General features: G+C 49.9%; 17 protein-coding genes. 5 read left to right on the top strand and 12 right to left on the bottom strand.

What is annotated here, in order from left to right:
- Positions 1 to 231: 231 nt before the first annotated feature.
- The 7 genes from KW829_RS16530 to KW829_RS16500 form a co-directional block, all read right to left on the bottom strand.
- A complete protein-coding gene (locus tag KW829_RS16530) occupies positions 232 to 1,296 on the bottom strand; it encodes an alpha/beta fold hydrolase (RefSeq protein ID WP_014226771.1) in 1,065 nt (354 codons plus the stop codon).
- Positions 1,297 to 1,403: 107 nt separating this feature from the next.
- Entirely contained in the window at positions 1,404 to 1,988 is a 585-nt protein-coding gene (locus KW829_RS16525; RefSeq protein ID WP_014226770.1) for a flavodoxin, read from the bottom strand.
- A 9-nt stretch (positions 1,989 to 1,997) separates the two neighbouring features.
- Positions 1,998 to 2,759, bottom strand: coding sequence for a carboxymuconolactone decarboxylase family protein (locus KW829_RS16520; protein ID WP_218308641.1), 762 nt, complete (start codon positions 2,757 to 2,759; stop codon positions 1,998 to 2,000).
- Entirely contained in the window at positions 2,737 to 3,216 is a 480-nt protein-coding gene (locus KW829_RS16515) for a cupin domain-containing protein (protein WP_218308640.1), read from the bottom strand. Before KW829_RS16515 ends, KW829_RS16520 begins: the two co-directional genes overlap by 23 nt.
- Before the next feature lie 64 nt (positions 3,217 to 3,280).
- On the bottom strand, positions 3,281 to 4,738 hold the full coding sequence (locus KW829_RS16510) for a heavy metal sensor histidine kinase (protein WP_218308639.1): 1,458 nt from the start codon (positions 4,736 to 4,738) through the stop codon (positions 3,281 to 3,283).
- A 15-nt stretch (positions 4,739 to 4,753) separates the two neighbouring features.
- Positions 4,754 to 5,434: a heavy metal response regulator transcription factor gene (locus KW829_RS16505; RefSeq protein WP_218308638.1), complete on the bottom strand. Its 681-nt coding sequence runs from the start codon at positions 5,432 to 5,434 to the stop codon at positions 4,754 to 4,756.
- Positions 5,435 to 5,448: 14 nt separating this feature from the next.
- Positions 5,449 to 6,615 carry an aldo/keto reductase gene (locus KW829_RS16500; RefSeq protein WP_218308637.1) on the bottom strand — a complete coding sequence of 389 codons (1,167 nt, stop codon included), beginning with the start codon at positions 6,613 to 6,615 and terminating at the stop codon, positions 5,449 to 5,451.
- 273 nt (positions 6,616 to 6,888) lie between these two features.
- On the opposite strand from KW829_RS16500, the gene KW829_RS16495 reads away from it, so the two are divergent.
- Positions 6,889 to 7,914, top strand: coding sequence for an alpha/beta hydrolase (locus KW829_RS16495; protein ID WP_225624028.1), 1,026 nt, complete (start codon positions 6,889 to 6,891; stop codon positions 7,912 to 7,914).
- Between the two features lie 259 nt (positions 7,915 to 8,173).
- Positions 8,174 to 8,854, top strand: a complete 681-nt coding sequence (locus KW829_RS16490; RefSeq protein ID WP_218308636.1) for a nitroreductase — start codon at positions 8,174 to 8,176, stop codon at positions 8,852 to 8,854.
- Between the two features lie 7 nt (positions 8,855 to 8,861).
- Here KW829_RS16490 and KW829_RS16485 read toward each other — a convergent pair whose 3' ends face one another.
- From KW829_RS16485 to KW829_RS16470, 4 genes are all read right to left on the bottom strand, one after another.
- A complete protein-coding gene (locus tag KW829_RS16485; RefSeq protein ID WP_218308635.1) occupies positions 8,862 to 10,064 on the bottom strand; it encodes a multidrug effflux MFS transporter in 1,203 nt (400 codons plus the stop codon).
- Positions 10,065 to 10,308: 244 nt separating this feature from the next.
- Entirely contained in the window at positions 10,309 to 11,223 is a 915-nt protein-coding gene (locus KW829_RS16480; RefSeq protein WP_218308688.1) for a glycosyltransferase, read from the bottom strand.
- 671 nt (positions 11,224 to 11,894) lie between these two features.
- The gene (locus KW829_RS23065; RefSeq protein WP_371317576.1) at positions 11,895 to 12,299 is read right to left on the bottom strand and encodes a putative zinc ribbon protein; all 405 of its coding nucleotides are present in this window, start codon (positions 12,297 to 12,299) and stop codon (positions 11,895 to 11,897) included.
- Between the two features lie 168 nt (positions 12,300 to 12,467).
- Entirely contained in the window at positions 12,468 to 12,674 is a 207-nt protein-coding gene (locus tag KW829_RS16470; RefSeq protein ID WP_023296957.1) for an AlpA family transcriptional regulator, read from the bottom strand.
- 693 nt (positions 12,675 to 13,367) lie between these two features.
- Here KW829_RS16470 and KW829_RS16465 point away from each other — a divergent pair.
- Complete coding sequence (locus tag KW829_RS16465; protein WP_218308633.1) at positions 13,368 to 13,913, top strand: hypothetical protein; 546 nt, start codon at positions 13,368 to 13,370, stop codon at positions 13,911 to 13,913.
- Here the strand turns inward: KW829_RS16465 and KW829_RS16460 are convergent.
- Positions 13,910 to 14,494 (bottom strand): inovirus-type Gp2 protein, encoded by a 585-nt coding sequence (locus KW829_RS16460; RefSeq protein WP_218308632.1) that lies wholly within the window; start codon positions 14,492 to 14,494, stop codon positions 13,910 to 13,912. The genes KW829_RS16465 and KW829_RS16460 overlap by 4 nt on opposite strands.
- 1,041 nt (positions 14,495 to 15,535) lie before the next feature.
- Between KW829_RS16460 and KW829_RS16455 the strand changes: the two genes are divergently transcribed.
- Positions 15,536 to 16,495: a hypothetical protein gene (locus KW829_RS16455; protein WP_218308631.1), complete on the top strand. Its 960-nt coding sequence runs from the start codon at positions 15,536 to 15,538 to the stop codon at positions 16,493 to 16,495.
- A 105-nt stretch (positions 16,496 to 16,600) separates the two neighbouring features.
- Positions 16,601 to 17,488, top strand: coding sequence for a GTPase family protein (locus KW829_RS16450; protein WP_218308630.1), 888 nt, complete (start codon positions 16,601 to 16,603; stop codon positions 17,486 to 17,488).
- The last annotated feature ends 47 nt before the right edge of the window (positions 17,489 to 17,535 follow it).

Below are 17,535 nucleotides of genomic sequence, written 5' to 3'. Positions count from 1 at the left end.
GCAATATCTTCGTCAGTACGATTATCATGAATTTTAATCTGAGACAGTGCATCCTCGATCTTCTGGAACTCAGGGGGCGTAAGCTGAACATCTGCCTCATATGTAATTCTGACGCTTACTTGAATGTCCGCTTTTCGCTCAAAGCCGACCTTCTCGTCCCCATTTTATTTTTTTGATAAAACTGATGTTTGTATTGAGCCTTCATTCATGAAGGCTCAATACTAGCTTTCTCTATTGCAGATCTTTTTCCTTCAAAAATTTACTAACCAAATCAGCAACCTGCACATTATTTAAATCAGAGAACGGGAAGTGGGTATTCCCTTTGATTCCCACTTCAGGCAGATGCGTCACCGTAACATCCCCGCCATGCTTGTTCACCACGTCACGCCACTCGCGGGCCATCGCCAGACGTACGCGCCAGCTGTCCTGCGCGGGCATGGCTACCGGTTTATCCGGTATGTTATCGCCGTAAATAATCAGAATCGGGATTTTGGTCAGTGCCATAAACTGCTCCATTGGCACAGGCTCACCCTTCAGCGTGTCGAACGCGCTTGGCATAGGGGCTGGGAGTTCTTTTTCCGGGAAGACAAAGCTGCTGCCAGGCTCGAAGGCGACAATGGCTTTGACCTTGTTGTTTTTCATCGCCGTGTACCAGCCCGGTCCACCACCCTGAGAGTGGGTGAAGAGGATAGCTGGGCCGGATTTATCCACGACGGCGGACATCGCATCAGAGATGACATTGATATCAAACGGCCCGGTATTTGGGGTCATCTGACGGAAATACTGATTCAGTGCTTCTTTGTCGTGAGAAAACTGAACACCTTTAAAATACTCTGGCCACACGCCAACGCGGAACTGGTTGAACCACATTTGTTCATCCGGTTTAGGCGTAACAGTACCTTCTACAGTCGTGCGCCCGGCGCTGCCCCGACGCGGCTGATCGACAAGATAAGTTGAGAACCCGCGACGCAGGAAGATGTTCTGGAACCCTTCGCGACCATCCGGGGTACTTTCCCAGGTACGGGAGAACTGACCTGCGCCGTGCAGCATGACGATAGGGTATTTATGCGGATTCTCCGGGATTTGGTAGAACACTGAGGCATGATCGCCATGATAGGTTTGGCCAGCTGAATCCAGCGGCTTTTTTGCATCAAATGTTCCTGGTGCGGTGATGATAGTGCCACCAGCAGAAAAGCTTCCTTGTTCCTGAATGACCAGCGGCTCGGCATAGACCGACTGAGCCACCAGGCCGCCCGCCATTACGCAGATGGCCAGCGTTTTTAAGATTGTCTTCAAGATTACATCCTCTGTTATGTTTGCCGCTCAATCATATCTGAGTAGTCAGCGTTAATTATTTAGCACCCCTGATTGCCCTTATTTGGCAGACTCATGAATGCGGACGATTAACTGCGTATTGTCTCTAACCAACTTGTTACCGTTTCAGTGGTTCTTCGCTCCTGGTCGCATTCAATGACCAGCGGTTTTTCCCGACGCGCAGTTGGGGCGAGACTGGCAAGGATGTCGTCGCTGTCTCCTTTACCGTAGCCACCGTGAGTAATAAAGGGGATGAGTAATTTGCCCGCAAGGTTGTGGCTGCTGAGAAATGCTTGCACTACAGGCGGCACGCTGGTCCCCCAGATCGGAAAGCCTAAATACACGGTCTCGTAGCGTGAGGTATCTGCAACGCTATTTTTTAATGCCGGTTTTACGCCTCGCTCACGCTCTTTTTTCGCCTGTTCAACGGTCTGAAAATAGTCTTCCGGATAAGGCGTAGCCGGTTCGATTTCAAACAGATCGGTATTCAGGCTGCGGTGAATGACGCCCGCAATCACCCGTGTATTTCCGCTGCGGGAAAAGTACGCCACCAGAACACGGCTTTTACCCTGCTCGTTTGCGGTTCCGGTCGCAGCTGAGGCAAAAGAAACGTTCGCCAGCGTCAGCCCGGCAAGTGCGGTGATTAACATTCTGCGGTTGGGATCATGCTCCATAATCCACTCCTAATTGTTTTCGAGCGCCTGCTGCAGCGCCTTTTCAGCTCGCGTTGCTGCATCACTTTCGCCATGTTCATGCAGAACCTGTGCCAGCTGGCGCAGCTGCGACGCCGTCAGGCCGACCCGCATGCTTGCTCGCGTATGCGACAGCAGTTGTGATTCGACGCCCGGCGTGGCCGCTAATGCGCCAACCGTTGCCAGCTCGCGGCTTTGCCAGTCGAGGTTATCACGGGCGAAAATGTCGCCGAAAAGGTGCGTTTGCAGGAACTGGTTAATCACCGGGGCAAAATCAAACAGTGGGCCCTGGACGGGAGCGCCTGAGATTTTTGTCTGGTTTGCGGTACCGACACGGCGAAGCTCATCCCCGACAGGGATCGGGGCAATCGGTTCTTTACCCTCAACGTCTTTGATACCACGTTGTTTACGTGCTTCGACGACCTTCATCAGTTCACTAAGCGCATTCAGGCTACGGGGGAAGCCCGTATAGGCATAAAGCTGGACGAGAATCTCTTTGGTTTCGTTTATCGTGAGCCCTGCGTCAAGACCCTGATTCAGGGCTGCATTCAGCTTATCCATCTGGCTGCTGGCCATCGATGCCGCAATCAACGGGATGGCCTGTTGGCTAGCTGACAGCGTATCTGAAACCGTTTGTTCGTGGTTCATTTCTGAGGCTCCTTTATTGACGGACGCAGCATGTGCCGCGAGACCAAAACCAAAGGTCAGCAGTACCGCTGCCGCTAATGTTTTAATGGGCGTGGTATTGTTCATCTGTCACTTTCTCCATCCAGTTAACGCTTTTGCCATCCACAATCCCAGTTATCGCCAGATGCGTCATTGCGCTGCCGGGGGCCGCCCCGTGCCAGTGTTTGACGCCCGCCGGGCAAGAGACAACGTCACCGGCGCGGATAACCTGCACCGGCTGGCCTTCTTGCTGGGTGAGCCCAACACCCGAGGTCACAATCAGCCGCTGACCTGCCGGATGCGTATGCCAGGCGGAACGAGCGCCGGGTTCAAACGTGACATAAGCCCCGGAAACAGGGATGTCGTTATCCGGTTTGAAGAGAGGATCAACCCTGACACGACCGGTAAAGTTCTCGGCTGGCCCGAACACCGCATTCTGACTTCCTGCGGGGGCGATATGGACCGCGGGATTTTGTTCCGCTGCCCAGGATGAAAATGTGAAGAAGGGCAGTAACAGCCCGATGTAACGTAAATGTCCGATCATGCAAAGCGTCCTTATCAATGAAGAGGGGATTGCCTGCGATGATTTTATCGGGAGGGTAATGACGTCAGGCTGACGCCCCCCTGACAATTCTGTCAGCTAACCCGGGTCCCGGCTCAGTACCGGATTGAGCATTGTCTGCCGCTTTATCCGCTTGTAGCGCAAAGGTGAGGCCAAAAGTATTGATGCCACCTTCACTACGGGCAAAGACATCTCCCCGGTGCATAATGGCGACGGCACGCACGATCGACAGGCCCAGTCCATGATGGGTATCACTCCTGGCCCGGGAGGTGTCAACGCGATAGAACCGCTCGAAAAGCCGGTGTAAGTGCTCTGGTGCTATTGGATCGCCCGGGTTTGACACTTCAACACAGGCTTGATGACCGGTTTCGCTTAACCGCACCGTAACCGTACTGTTGGAGGGGGAGTGTCTTGCGCTGTTTTCCAGTAAATTGGCCAGTGAACGGTGGAACAGTCGTCGGTCGATGTCCGCGGTGACGTCGCCCTGAACATCGAGAGAGAGCTGTTTTTCAGCAAAAGATGGTTCCACATACTCCGCTGTTTTTAGGGTTTCTTCGCGCAGGGACACCTGCGTAAGCTGGGAAGCATGTTCACCCGCATGGGCATGGGACAGGAACAGCATGTCGTTAACGATAGACGTCATGCGTTCAAGTTCTTCCAGATTTGAACCCAGTAACTCTTCCAGTTCATCCTGCGAGCGTCGGCGCGAAAGCCCCAGCTGCGTCTGGCCGATCAGATTAGTCAGCGGAGTCCGGAGTTCATGCGCAACATCGGCATTAAAGCTTTCGAGCTGCCGCCAGGCGACCTCCTGCCGTTCCAGCACGCCATTAAAAGATGATGCTAACTGCTGTAATTCGTCAGGTAATGCTTCGGTATTCAGGCGCTGACCATGGTCCCCAGGAGCGAGTTGCCGAGCCTGTTTACTGAGCGCCCCAACGGGACGAAGACCGATTCTTGACACGACGTATCCCAGTAAGGCGACAATCACGACGCCCAGTGCGGTAATGATCAGCAATGTCCGCGTGAACGCATCGAGTGTGCCCATATACGGTGTGGAGTCGATGGCAACCACATAGCGAAGCTCAGGCCTTTCACCGTTGGCGGGGATCGTTTTCACTAACAGAAACAGCGAGCAGGCACCTTCCGATGCACCGGGCACTTTATTAAAGCCTTCCTGTAAAGAAGACCACTGAACACCCACTGGTGGTGTTCCCCCCATGCTAAAGCGTGGGTTATCGCTCACTATCCAGTAGCGAACGCGCTCACCTTCAGAATTGGTTAATACGGTGAATTTATTGGCCAGCGTAGACCAGCCGTCAGCCGAAGTTCGCGCGGTGATCCACGGACTCATTAATGATTCCCGGAATAGCAGCTCGTTGTGCATCTGCTTTTGCAAAGAGTCATGCAAGGAACTTCTCAGCAGAATACCGATAACGGACACAATCAGCAGCGCGGATAAGGCAAACATCAGCGCCAGGTGAACCGAGATGGAACGCTTAGGCATGCTTATCCCCTTCATTTATGCGGACCGGACTTCGAGGACATACCCCATGCCACGAACGGTATGCAGCAGTTTGACATCGAACGGTGCATCCACTTTGGCTCGAAGACGTTTAATGGCCACTTCAACCACATTGGCATCGCTGTCAAAATTCATGTCCCATATCTGCTCCGCAATCATCATTTTTGACAGAATCTCCCCTTGATGCCGGGCCAGAAGGCTCAACAGGGAAAACTCTTTTGCGGTCAGCTCCAGTCGTGTTCCGGCGCGAAATACGCGGCGAGCCAGCAGGTCGAGATGCAGATCGTGAATTTGCAACTGGGTGATGTCTGCGCCATCCGTAGCGCGGCGACGCACCAGTGCCTGAATACGCGCCACCAGCTCAATAAGCGAAAAGGGTTTGGGCAGATAATCATCCGCGCCAAGGCGAAGCCCTTTAACGCGTTCATCGACAGAGCCGCGAGCCGAGAGCATCAGCACCGGCGTCTGTTTGGCTGCTCGCACACCCTCAAGTACCCGGTAGCCGTCCATCCCCGGCAGCATCACATCCAGTATTATCGCGTCGTAGTCGAACTCCAGCGCGTAATGAAGACCTTCAGCGCCGTCTGCAGACACATCTACCGTAAATCCGGACTCACTCAACGCACGGTTAAGATAGGTTGACGTTTTTTCTTCATCTTCGACTAACAACAGGCGCATAACGGGACTTCCTCTTAACTTTTCAACGGTGCTTCAACATCGGAATAAACCTGCACGGCATCCGGCAGACGTTGCCCCTGAATAGTGATGACATCCAGTGAGCGGGTGAGCTCGGTCATCTCGGCGGAAGTCAGCGACACGCCGGTAGCCGCTGTGTTTTGCAGCATATGGTCTTTATTGGTGGTGCCAGGAATGGGAACAATCCACGGTTTACGGGCCAGGAGCCATGCCAGTGCAATCTGCCCCGGCGCGGCATTTTTTCTTATTGCCCAGGATTTCAGTAGTTCAACCAGCTGTAAGTTGTGTGGCAAGTTTTCAGGCGAGAAACGCGTTTCTGTCGCGCGGAAATCACCGGCAGCGAACCGGGTATTCTCATCAATCCAGCCCGTTAAAAATTGCACGCCGAGTGGGCTCCATGGCACGAACCCAATGCCCAGCTCTTCACACACCGGAAATACCTGATTTTCAGGGCCACGCCAGAGCATGGAGTATTCACTTTGCACAGCGGTAACGGGTAATGCCGCATGAGCGCGTCTCAACGTGTTGATGCCCATTTCAAACAGACCCCAGTGCAGGACTTTCCCCTGATCCATTAAATCTTTCACCACACCGGCGACATCTTCAATGGGGATCTGTGGATCAACCCGGTGTTGATACAGTAAGTCAATACGATCGGTACGCAGGCGTTTGAGCATATTGTCGACGACCTGTCGGATATGCTCAGGTCTGCTGTTAAGGCCCGGCAGACGCTTACCAGTCTGTTGGTCAATGTTCCAGCCAAACTTGGTGGCGATAACGATTTTGTCCCTGAACGGGGCGACGCCTTCCCCGAGAATTTTTTCGACTTCAAACGGGCCGTAGGCTTCAGCAGCGTCGAAGAACGTTACCCCTTCATCAAATGCCCGGTGGATAACATTGATCATCTCGGGACGCCAGGGAACGGAGGTGTCGTATTTGCGACTCATGTTCTGCACGCCCAGACCGACGGCAGAAACGTCCAGCTTCCCGAGTTTACGCTTGCCAGGAGCTGAAGGGCGTTGGCTGGGTTGTCTGGATGAATCGACCTGAGAGGATTGGCTCGCTGCTGATACGTGCGGAATCAGCGAGGCGGAGGCAATACCGGCCCCGGCGACTAATAGCTTGCGCCGCTCTGGCATTGTTGGGGCATTCTGGCTTTTCATTGATCGCTCCGTTTCTCAGAAAATTAAACATGACTCTCATTTAGGCGGGACCATTCTGCGTTGTGATTGCCAACATAAAGCTGACGGCTACCTGACAGCGTTGTCAGAAACACCTACCTATCCAGTCTGTTTCCTGACAAAAATGTTATTTCCCTGTCACGATGCTGACAGCCCTCTCCGCCTACTCTGACCCTGCAAATTTGATTCCGCGAGCCTGAATAACCAGGCCGACACTCATCGGGAGAGACCATGAAATTCACGCTTATCAGTGCAATGCTACTCACGGCAATGGCTGGAGTGACCTCAGTCAATGCGGCTGATTACAAAAAAAATCCATTCACACTGGCCTATGACGGTGCCATTACTGAGAACGTCAAAGGCAAGGTCAACATTCACCCCGTGAAATACGATCTGCATGGCATCCAGATTGCTGCGAATGTCTATACCCCTGCTAACTACGATCCCGCCAAAAAATACCCTGCTGTAGTGGTGGCACATCCTAATGGCGGCGTAAAAGAACAGGTCGCCGGGTTGTATGCCCAGCGTCTCGCCGAACAGGGCTACATCACGATTACCGCCGACGCGGCTTATCAGGGTGCTAGCGGTGGGATGCCGCGCAGCGTGGATAAACCCGCTAATCGCATTGAGGATATCCACGGCATGGCTGACTACATCAGTCAGTATCCTGGTGTAGATACCGCCCGCCTTGGTCTGCTGGGTATTTGCGGAGGTGGCGGGTATTCACTTGTTGCGGCTGAAACTGACAAGCGGTTCAAATCGATAGCAACCATCAGCATGTTTAATTCAGGCCTTGTGCGCCGTAACGGTATGCAGGATTCACAGCTGGATACTATCCAGCAGCGTCTTCAGCAGGCTTCTGACGCTCGAGCTCAGGAAGCAGCCGGAGGAGAAGTGCTTTACTCCGGCGATGCCAACCTGACTGATGAACAGATTGCTAAATTACCCTTTGCCTTGTATCGCCAGGGCTACGAGTACTACTGGAAAACCCACGCGCACCCGAACTCCACGTTTAGATACACCACCAGCAGTCTTCTGGATTTAATGAGCTTTGACGTAACGGACCATATCAATCTCATCAATAAACCACTGCTGATGATTGCCGGTACAAAAGCGGATACGCTCTATATGACTGAAGACGCGTTCGCGAAAGCCACCGGTACGAAGGACAAAGAACTCTTCCTGATCGATGGTGCTACCCATATCGAGACGTATTGGGTGCCAAAATACGTTGACCAGGCAATGCAAAAGTTAGACGTCTTCTTCGATAAAAATATTTAGTTAGCCTCCAATGACGCCCCAGCCGCGCAGGCTGGGGTATATCCATCAGCTGTAGCCATTTTCCGCTTGCGTGTTCACGCGATAGACCCAGATTAACGAAGTTGGGGTTAAAGATAATTACGCTGCTTAAATAGACGCTATGAATGGAATTCATAGACCTAATCTGGAACCGGGAATGAAAACGATGGGCCTGATGTGACAGGATGGATCGGGAGAGAGTGAATCATTCACTTCAAATTACTTTCAGGCGGAGAAGCAAATGAGTACGCAAGAGCCAACATTTAGTGAGGTAGTAAAAAACAGATACTCGGCTAGAGCCTTTCTTCCATCTCCCATCCCCAGCGATATCCTCAAAGACATTTTGCTCGAAGCGCAATGCGCACCATCCAACTGCAATACTCAACCCTGGACCCTGCATATTGTTGCAGGAGATAAACTTCGTGAATTAAGCCACGCACTGACGGAAGATCTGAGGGCTGGGAACTACAGCCTTGATTTTTCGTTTGATAAAGAAGCTTATCCCGAGCCATTCAGGCAACGGGCTTCGGAGCAGGGGCGCTCGTACTATCAGGCACTGGGCGTTGCGCGGGGGGATAACTTAAGTCGCTCAGAAGTGGTCGAGCGTAATGTGAGATTTTTCGGCGCGCCTCATGTTGCCCTGCTATTCATTCCTGCTGTAGGGGACAACGTTCGCGTAGCCTCAGACGCCGGTATGTATGCGCAGACATTCCTGCTTTCTCTGGCAGCTCGCGGTTACGCAGGTGTTCCACAGGCAGTGCTGAGTTATTTTGCCCAAACGGTGCGTAGGCTATTGAATGTTCCTGAAGGTTTCAGGCTGCTTTACGGTATTTCTTTGGGGATCCCAGATAAAACGCATCCCTCCCTGAGTTACAGGGAAGGGCGGGTATCTCTGGACGAAAGTGTCGTCTGGCATCAATAACGACGTTTTATTTCTTTATCTGAACGGTCAGTGCCATCAGGGCGCTGGCTGCTGTAAACAACGCAATTATCCAGCCCAACGTCCATGGTGTGCCATCACTGAACAGGGCAAGAAGAAGTGAAGAGATGATGCCGCTGCCGTATTGTAACGCGCCCATTAGCGCCGATGCGGAGCCAGCCACATTAGGCACTGCGTCCAGAGCGCAAGCCGTGGATGTTGCCGCGATGATGCCATTCATAGAGAAGAACACGAACACAGCGCCGACAATCACGGTAATTCCACCTACGCCCAGGCCGGTGGTGACTGCCAGCACTATTGCCCCAATAGCTGCGATGAATACGGCATTCCTGAGCAACGCTTCCAGTGGATAGCGGTGAACCAGACGTCTGTTGACCATGCTCACCGCCATCAGTCCAACAATGTTTACTGCAAACAGCCAACCGTAATGCTGCGGGTCAACGCCGAAGTACGTGATGTACACAAACGGGGAACCCGTGATAAACGCATAGGCAGCGACGTAATAGAACGTCAGGCACAAAGTAAACCGCATGTATCTGGCGTTGGTGAGCAAGGCATAGTAGTTGTGAAAAGCTTTGATTACGGAGGCTTGTGAGCGTTTTTCAGCAGGTAATGTCTCCGGTAGCCAGAATAAAGACATCAGCATTAATGCTCCGATAATCGCCAGCAGCCAGAAAATGGCATGCCACGAGGTGACTTTAATCATCTGCCCACCGATCAGGGGCCCGGCAATCGGCGCGATGGCCATAATTATCATCAGAGTCGAAAGCATTTGTGCTGCACGAGTGCGGCTAAACAGGTCACGGATCATTGCTCGAGCCAGCATCGGCCCGGTACAGGCACCTAACGCCTGAAAAACACGCCAGAAGACTATTTGCACGATATCCGTTGATAACGCGCAGCCCACCGAGCCGACGATGAATAGACCTAAACCGATAAACAGCGGCAGTCGACGACCATAACGATCGCTAATCGGTCCCCAAATCAGTTGTGCAATGCAAAAACCGATAAGGAACCCTGTGATTGTCAGCTCTGCATCACCCTGCAAATCTTTGGCCATCACGGGCATGGCGGGCAGATAGATATCGGTTGATAAAGAGGTAACAGCCATTAGGGCGCTCAGAATGAGCAAAAATGATAGACCAGTTTTTTTTACTGTAGTTGAGTGAGTTCGTGCCTGTTGATTAAGCATGGTAATCCGTTGAGCATGAAGAGATAGGGGGATGTTAACGGGTTTGTGCTCGCTGATAATCACAGGGGGGAGGATAGGGACTATGAGTGGTATTCATTAATCTTTTACATGGCATTGAGCAACACAGAAATGATGATGAATAAACCAGATAATAGGCTTTCCCTTGTTGCAATAAACTGACTTTGTCCGAACATCGATTAGAAAATATCTTGAGTTTTTACTTAAAGAATTTTCCACATCAGTTTTAAGAAAAAAATAAATCGCTGAAACTTCCTATGCCTCTGGCCAGAAAATATAGAGGTATCTTTACTTTGAAGTATTGTTCCACACCTGACTTATCCTGTGTTTTTTTTCGGTAAAGCCCCAAAAAGTGACGAGCCTCCACCAGCGCATGTCTGTAAAAAAATACCTTTATTTTTTTGTTTTGTTCCTGTCCCGCTAGCTGGATGATTTCGGCGATCACCTCAACATAGCTTATTGCACGAACATCGTAGTAATCCGGTCGGTGCGTGATAGAGGTCCTATTGCTGTTATAGATATAGTCCTTAACATCCAATATGCAGAGCTGGCCATTTCTCGCTGCAAGATGAACCGTCCAGATAATGTCTTTATGGCTCTTACCGGACTGGAAGTGCAGTGAGTGTTGTCTGATATAGGCTGACTTGACCATCTGCAACCACAGGTAATGTGGCCATTCACGGCGTGTAACGCACTGCCTAATCCACTCATGACCTGACAGGGTCGCCCCATATGGCTGCTTTCGGTGGACTGCTCTTCGATATAGGTCAGCACTAGAATGCCAGCCATTAAAGATCATGACGTCGGCTTGCGACGCAGTAGCTGCTTGCCATCGTTTTTCAATGAACCCGTCTGCTATATCATCGTCAGCATCGAGGAAAATTACCCACTCTCCTTGATGCAAGGCTAGAGCAGCATTTCGGGCAGCATAGACACCTCGATTGGCCTGCTCAATCAGAATGAGTCGGTCATCATGGATTTGACGAAGAACGTTGGCTGTTCCATCAGTAGAACCGTCATCGACGATGATAAGTTCAATAGCCACGTGGGTTTCGCTGAGGATTTTATTAACCAGATTACCAATGGTCTCAACGGCGTTGTAAGCAGGGATAATGACACTAACGTCGATTTTATTCTTCATCACGAGTAACTATTTCCCTTCATCGTCATCTTTAAGCCTTCTGATCGGGATAATCCGTCTTTCCCTGATTTCCTGGTCGATATCAAACAAGCACTCGTCGCAGAATTCTTTATCGAGTGAGAGCCATCGCTCAAGGACACTTCTTTTTTTGTTGCAACGTGCGCATCTCTTCATCTTTCCGCGTCTTCGCGACCTCGTAATTTGGGATACATGGAAAATGGGCGTAGCAAGCCTCGGCTAGATAACTAACCGTAATAAAAGGCTTTTCTGCGAGTAAGTTAAGACAAGGATAACCAGGCAGGGCGCATGAAAGATAATCGTTTTGATAGATCAGTTTTTCGATATTGATCGTTGGCGCCGATCGATAACAAGTGTGGTTAAGCGATAGGTATGTCCACGGAGTCAGTCCATGAAAACGAGCGTTTTGCTAAATGGAATGCTCTTGAGAATGCGTCTGTATCAGCGCAGTAGCCACCAGCATCAGCACGTTGCCAGACATGGGCCACATCGCAAAGGGAGAATGTATGGGCAGCTCCGAACTGACAGGCTCAGAAGAAGTGAATGATGTTCATTGTGAGCTGTTACATCTCAAGCTGAGCAGGAGGGCAATATATCCGAACACAACGGAATGCAATAATGCCCTCCTGATTCGCCAGACCTCTGGCAACCGATTAGCGCGATATCGTATAAACCCACTCGCCGCAATGGGGGCATTTCTTGCTGCCGTAGTAGGAACGTTCACATTGATTGCATCGCCACAGTCCTCTTCGGGTATTCAAAGGACCTCGTAGGCCAGCGTAACCTGCAGGTGGTTGTTTTCGTCTGTGACCGGCGCTTGTCGATGCTGGTTGCTTAGGTTGACGGATTGCGTAGCGGCAGCTCTGATTTTTGATTCTTTCGCTGCGATTATGTCGGGAGTGAACAAACATCTCATTCCCTGACCTGTCTTCCTCGATAACAACCTCGGCATGACAGGAATCGCATAGCAGTCGTCCCCGATAATCCAGAGGAAGTTCTTCTGGCGTCACCCACTCACCGTCTTCGGTGATGGCGTGTTCAATGGCACGGAATTGCATCATGACGATGCCTCCCGTTGTGCCGATTCAATAAGCATCTTTAGTTTCATAGTATGGGACCTTCGCCATACAGCACGCAGGCGAAAGCCGCCTATGTCAGGCAGTCTGGCGAGTATGCTGTGGGGGGAATTCAGATAAACCTGAGAGGAGGTAAGGTTTGATTTGATATCACTGGCGGGATTGATCGATACGCTGCTGTAGCCAGGCTTCTACTTCGCTTTGCAACCAACGAGAGCTTCTGCCCAGCTTAATGGGCTTCGGGAACTCGCCGTTTTTTATAAGGAAATAAAACCATTTGTCCGTCAGGCCTGTGAGCTGGGTGATAAACGCCATCGTCACCAGTTGGTCGTTAAGAACGTTGTAATCAGTTGTCATCGTTTTTCTCCTTGAGTGAATGGGAGAAGGAGCCAGGTATGGGGAACGCAAACTCCTTCAAACGATGAGGCACTGGCGTATTTTTTAACTGAGCTTCCGCCGTCTGCCCGCTGCCAGTGGAGCTGGGATGTCACTTAACTGGCAGATAACGCCTAAAGTTTTCTGCTCCTGCTTGCTGAGATAGCTCAAGATGTACTGCATGCTCTTACGGCCCTTAATGTCGTCGTAGGCCGTTACCCATTCACCCCGTGCTCTGTACTTCTCCCTGGGCTCGCACCGGTATGTATGTCCTTCTCCCCATGTCACGTATTTCTAGGTATCCCTGAGTGCTTCAAAAACTGTCCATGCATGGCGGTGTTTCTGACCATTGAGGTAAAACGCGGCGTGGATGTGAAAACCATGCTGTTCGGTTTGTCCCAGTACCCATACTTAGCCCACCAGCCCCTTGATATATCGCTATACAGTGCCGATTCATTTAATTTGGAGTACGGCTCGATATAAGTGAGAAAGGTAATCATGTTGGGATAGCATCATCCATCAGCGTTGGGGGTAATGTGGAGACAAATCAGGTTAAAGAATGATAATTAGAAATGTCTTTTCTTTAGAAACAGTATTATTTACCTTGATTACAGCGTGTGCCTGAGCAGCAACATTGCATCGGAGCAACTGATTTATCGTAGGGAAACACAATAAATGCGCCATTTTTTGACAACGTACCGGGACTCGATCCTCGCATCTGCAGGCATCATCATTGCCATTATCTCACTTGGGTTCGCTATCTGGCAGGGCAGAGAGGAAATCAGGCACAACCATATTTCTGTAGAGCCAAGGATAAATGCCTATTTCTCTAACGATGGTCGCAAAAATCAGTGGGGAATTTATGCCATCAACAACGGTATGGGAACGGCCTTTGTTAACGGGCTCACCGTGAAGGTCAATGGCAAACCCGTGGATGCCGTTGACAACAATATCTTCGTCGGGGCTATTCAGGCACTGGGCCTTCACGCTGAGTGTTTTGTGATTGGCGGCCCGCGCCCGAATGATTCCTTCAGGGTGGGAGAGGAAATATTTCTGGTGGAAGCCAGAGGGTCAGATAAAAGCTGTGCGGAAGACCTGCTGCGCCTGAAGTGGGCCTCACAGGACCCAGAACAGCTGGACTTTGTGCTGGATACGGAATCCATCTACGGTGATAAGTTCCGTTATACCTATTCTCAGAACCGCCAGGTAAAACTGGATTAACGTCCGGGAACATATGAGCGACGTCTGCCGCTCGACACTGGTGCCGGAACAGCGCTGACTCTGTAAATCCGGCGTTCTGTCCGCTGCGACTGCTTGCCCAGGTAGCTCAGGATGTACTGCATGCCCTCCCGCCCTCTGTTGTCGGAAAAACTGATAACACGCTCTCCCCGTACCCTGTAATGTCCCTTAGGCTCACACCTGTGCGCGTAGCCTTCTCCGTTCGTAATGTCCTCCCACAGGTCCCTTATGGACTCCCAGAAGCACCACACCTTCCTGTGGCGCTGACCATTGAGATAAAACGCAGCATGAATGTGGTAGCGGTGATCTTCCCCGTATTCCAATACCCAGGCATACCCCACCAGCCCGGATAACTCATGGCATTGCTCTGTCAGCCAGGTCATATCGGCGACAAGTTGATTTACATCGGCGTGGTGAAACGACTTACTGTTCCGGCGGTAAGCAAAGTCCACTCGCAGCATTAAGAGTTTCGAGTAGCAATCAAATAGCTGGTTATGATGAGCGAATAACACGCTCTGTAGCGAATGATCTGATATGTGGTTTCGATTGATATTGTGACGCATGATGTTATCCCATGATGAATAGTGGTCATGGGATTACACCAGGATGTGAATTTTTACCGAGTGGGATGAATTCGGTTATCGATCGGATACTGGTACGCTGGATAATTACCCTACGCGCTGTAACTGGACGTACACTATCGACGTGAGGAGGTATTGTGCTTGTCGTTCGCAAGATAATATCTGAGACCGGTCAGTATGAGTGTACCAGGGACAGGAGATACGTTTAATCAAGCTGAGCTGCAAGTCGTCCACTGATCTCTCGTTGAGTGGCTTAAGCAGAGGCAGGAGATAGCGACTTTATAAAATAACACTAATAACCTAAATGAATTTATTCTGAAGGTCTGGTCAGCGAACTGTCGGTTTTCCACTGTGCGGCACTTATGAAGACAAACGACATTTTATCACCTCTTCATTTCAACTCAGTGATACATCGGCTTATAATATATTTTTCACTCTTACGTCAGCGTGACGGGTTCCCCACCTCCCTTATCGTATATTGGCATAACGATTGCTCCGGCTCAGGGGCCTGAAAGGGTAACGCGTCGTAAAATTGCTGGGCGGTGTAAAAAATTAATCATCCAGGAACGTGCGCCGATATCGGGGGAATTATCCAGCATTCTGAGACATCACAAGCGTGCTGCCAGCAGAGACATCCCGATGCTATTTTCGAATGTAAACAACGTACCGCCATAAGCCCACTACAGAATGCTTTTATTAAATAATTAAAATTTTTGATGACACTGTGAACTGATCATTCTGTTAGTTCTCATATCGGTTGCTCCTGGTACGAATGGAGATCCACATTGCCTTGCATACACTAAAGTGCACTCAGATCACCCTGTTTGCTGAAAGTTGCGGATAACAGAAGAACGATAGCCGACAAAAGAGCTGTTTCTTGAGCCTGCCAGCAGTAAATCAGGATGGCAATCATACGGCTAATGAATGGACAAATAACGTAAAAACAATGGTTACGACATGGAATTATCATGATAACATCACTACAGAGTCACGCCGTGATTGATGTGTTGCATGGAGAATGAAATGGCATTTAATGAGAATGGTAAACGTGTTGAGGTTCCCGTAGTCACCAAACTTGAAGAACTTCTAAAGAGCAGTGAACGAGAACTTGTGTATTATGTTCATTATTTACAAAAACGAAATAAAACCAGACATTACATCTCAGGCGTGAATTATACTGATTTTAATTTAGTTAAAAAACTCATCCGAAATGCATTGTATAAATCAGATGCCAGAACTGATGATATTGACAACACAATCAATAGAATGCTTGAAGATTATCATGAGCTTGCTATTTCAGAAGAAAATACCAACTGGTTAAAAGGGGATCGGAGAGCATGTCTCTGGCTTCTTTTTAATATACTCATCAAAGATACTCAATATGAATTCGTAAGAGATATCATTAATAACAAATCATTAAACACACACTCTGACTCAGAGTATTATTCAATTCTTGCGTGGATTGATAAAGAAATGTATTCATGGCGCCATGATGATGTTCCGAAAAGAATAATGAGTTACGCAGACGACTGGCGAAAAATAAAAATAAACAAGATGTATCTCTGGTTAGAGCAAAAAAAAGAGCAAAATGAAATAGAATATTGTTATAGTTACCTTAAAGATAAAGGGATGAATATCATACTTTCCACAATGTCGGAAAGAGAGGTTGCATTAATTATTGAATTTTGTGAGGCCTCAGGATTTTGTCACAAAGACATTGTTATAGCTTTTTTTGATTATATTCATGGGCATTCAGCCAATGGTGACATTGTCGCAGAAAGCCTTAAGGGAAAAATGTCGAGCGGATTATCATCCTGGAAAAACAGGAAGAATAAAGAAGAATATTCCGATCTGCATTTTGATATCAAAAAAGAAAACATTCCAAAACTAGAGGAGCTTCAGAAAATCCTCAGGCTTTACTCAAAAAAAGAAGTGGTTAATGAACTAATTGAGAAATTTTACGAGCAGTATAATAAGACTTAATGTTTTAAACTTTTCTCAGTTATATATCATCTTACTGAATTCCCTCCCGTTTAACTCCAACAGGCCATCCCCACCGGATGGCCTTTTTTTCATTCAGAGGCCGGTATGAAACATCCCTCGGGCTACGCCCTTATTCGACGCCATCTGCGACGTTACCCACATGCACTACGTCAGCATTTGCTGCAGGAGCTTAACCAGTTAGTCACGTATGAACCTGTGATTGGCATTATGGGGAAAACCGGTGTCGGCAAGTCGTCGCTCTGTAACGCCCTGTTCCGCAGTGAAGTCTGTGCCGTGAACGCTGTGGAAGCCTGTACCCGTCAGCCGCAGCGTGTCCGGTTGCGTTTCGGCAACCACTTCCTGACCCTGGTCGATTTGCCCGGCGTTGGCGAGAGTCAGGCACGTGATGGCGAATATAGTGAGCTCTACCGCGAACTGATGCCACAACTTGATATGGTGCTGTGGGTGCTCAAAGCCGATGATCGTGCTTTCTCAGTCGAAGAGAAGTTTTATCAGGACTTATTCGCGCAGTTCTGCGGGCCGCTACCGCCGGTATTGTGGGTGCTCAACCAGGCGGACAAGACCGAACCAGCAGAGCAATGGAACTGGCTTTCCGCGCAGCCATCGGCATTACAGGCTGTACGCATCTCGCAGAAGCAACAGTCAGTGGCCCGACAGTTAGGTATTGCCGAAGCCGATATTCTGCCGGTCTCGGTCCGGGGTCGCTATCGACTGTCCCGTCTGGTGGAGGCGATGATTATCCGTCTCCCAAAGCAGGCCCGCAGCCCGCTGGTGCCACATCTGCAGACCATGTATCGCACCGAAGCCGTCATCAGCACTGCCAGCAGCAGTTTTGGCGATGCCGTGGTGGAGGTTATTGATAAGGTCATTGACCTGGCCCCGTTGCCGCTGGTGGCTCGGTCGGCATTGCATGCGGTGACCCATACCGTCGCCCGGGCAGCACGTAGTGTCTGGTCGTTCTTTTTCGGTTAATACCATCAACAAGCAATTTTGCTGAATCACGATCGATTTTGTCGATC

The sequence above is a fragment of the Enterobacter sp. ENT02 genome (assembly GCF_019219165.1).
Classification (GTDB): domain Bacteria; phylum Pseudomonadota; class Gammaproteobacteria; order Enterobacterales; family Enterobacteriaceae; genus Enterobacter; species Enterobacter mori.
Note: the sequence above shows the minus strand (reverse complement) of the source record. Positions and strands in the feature narration are given on the sequence as shown.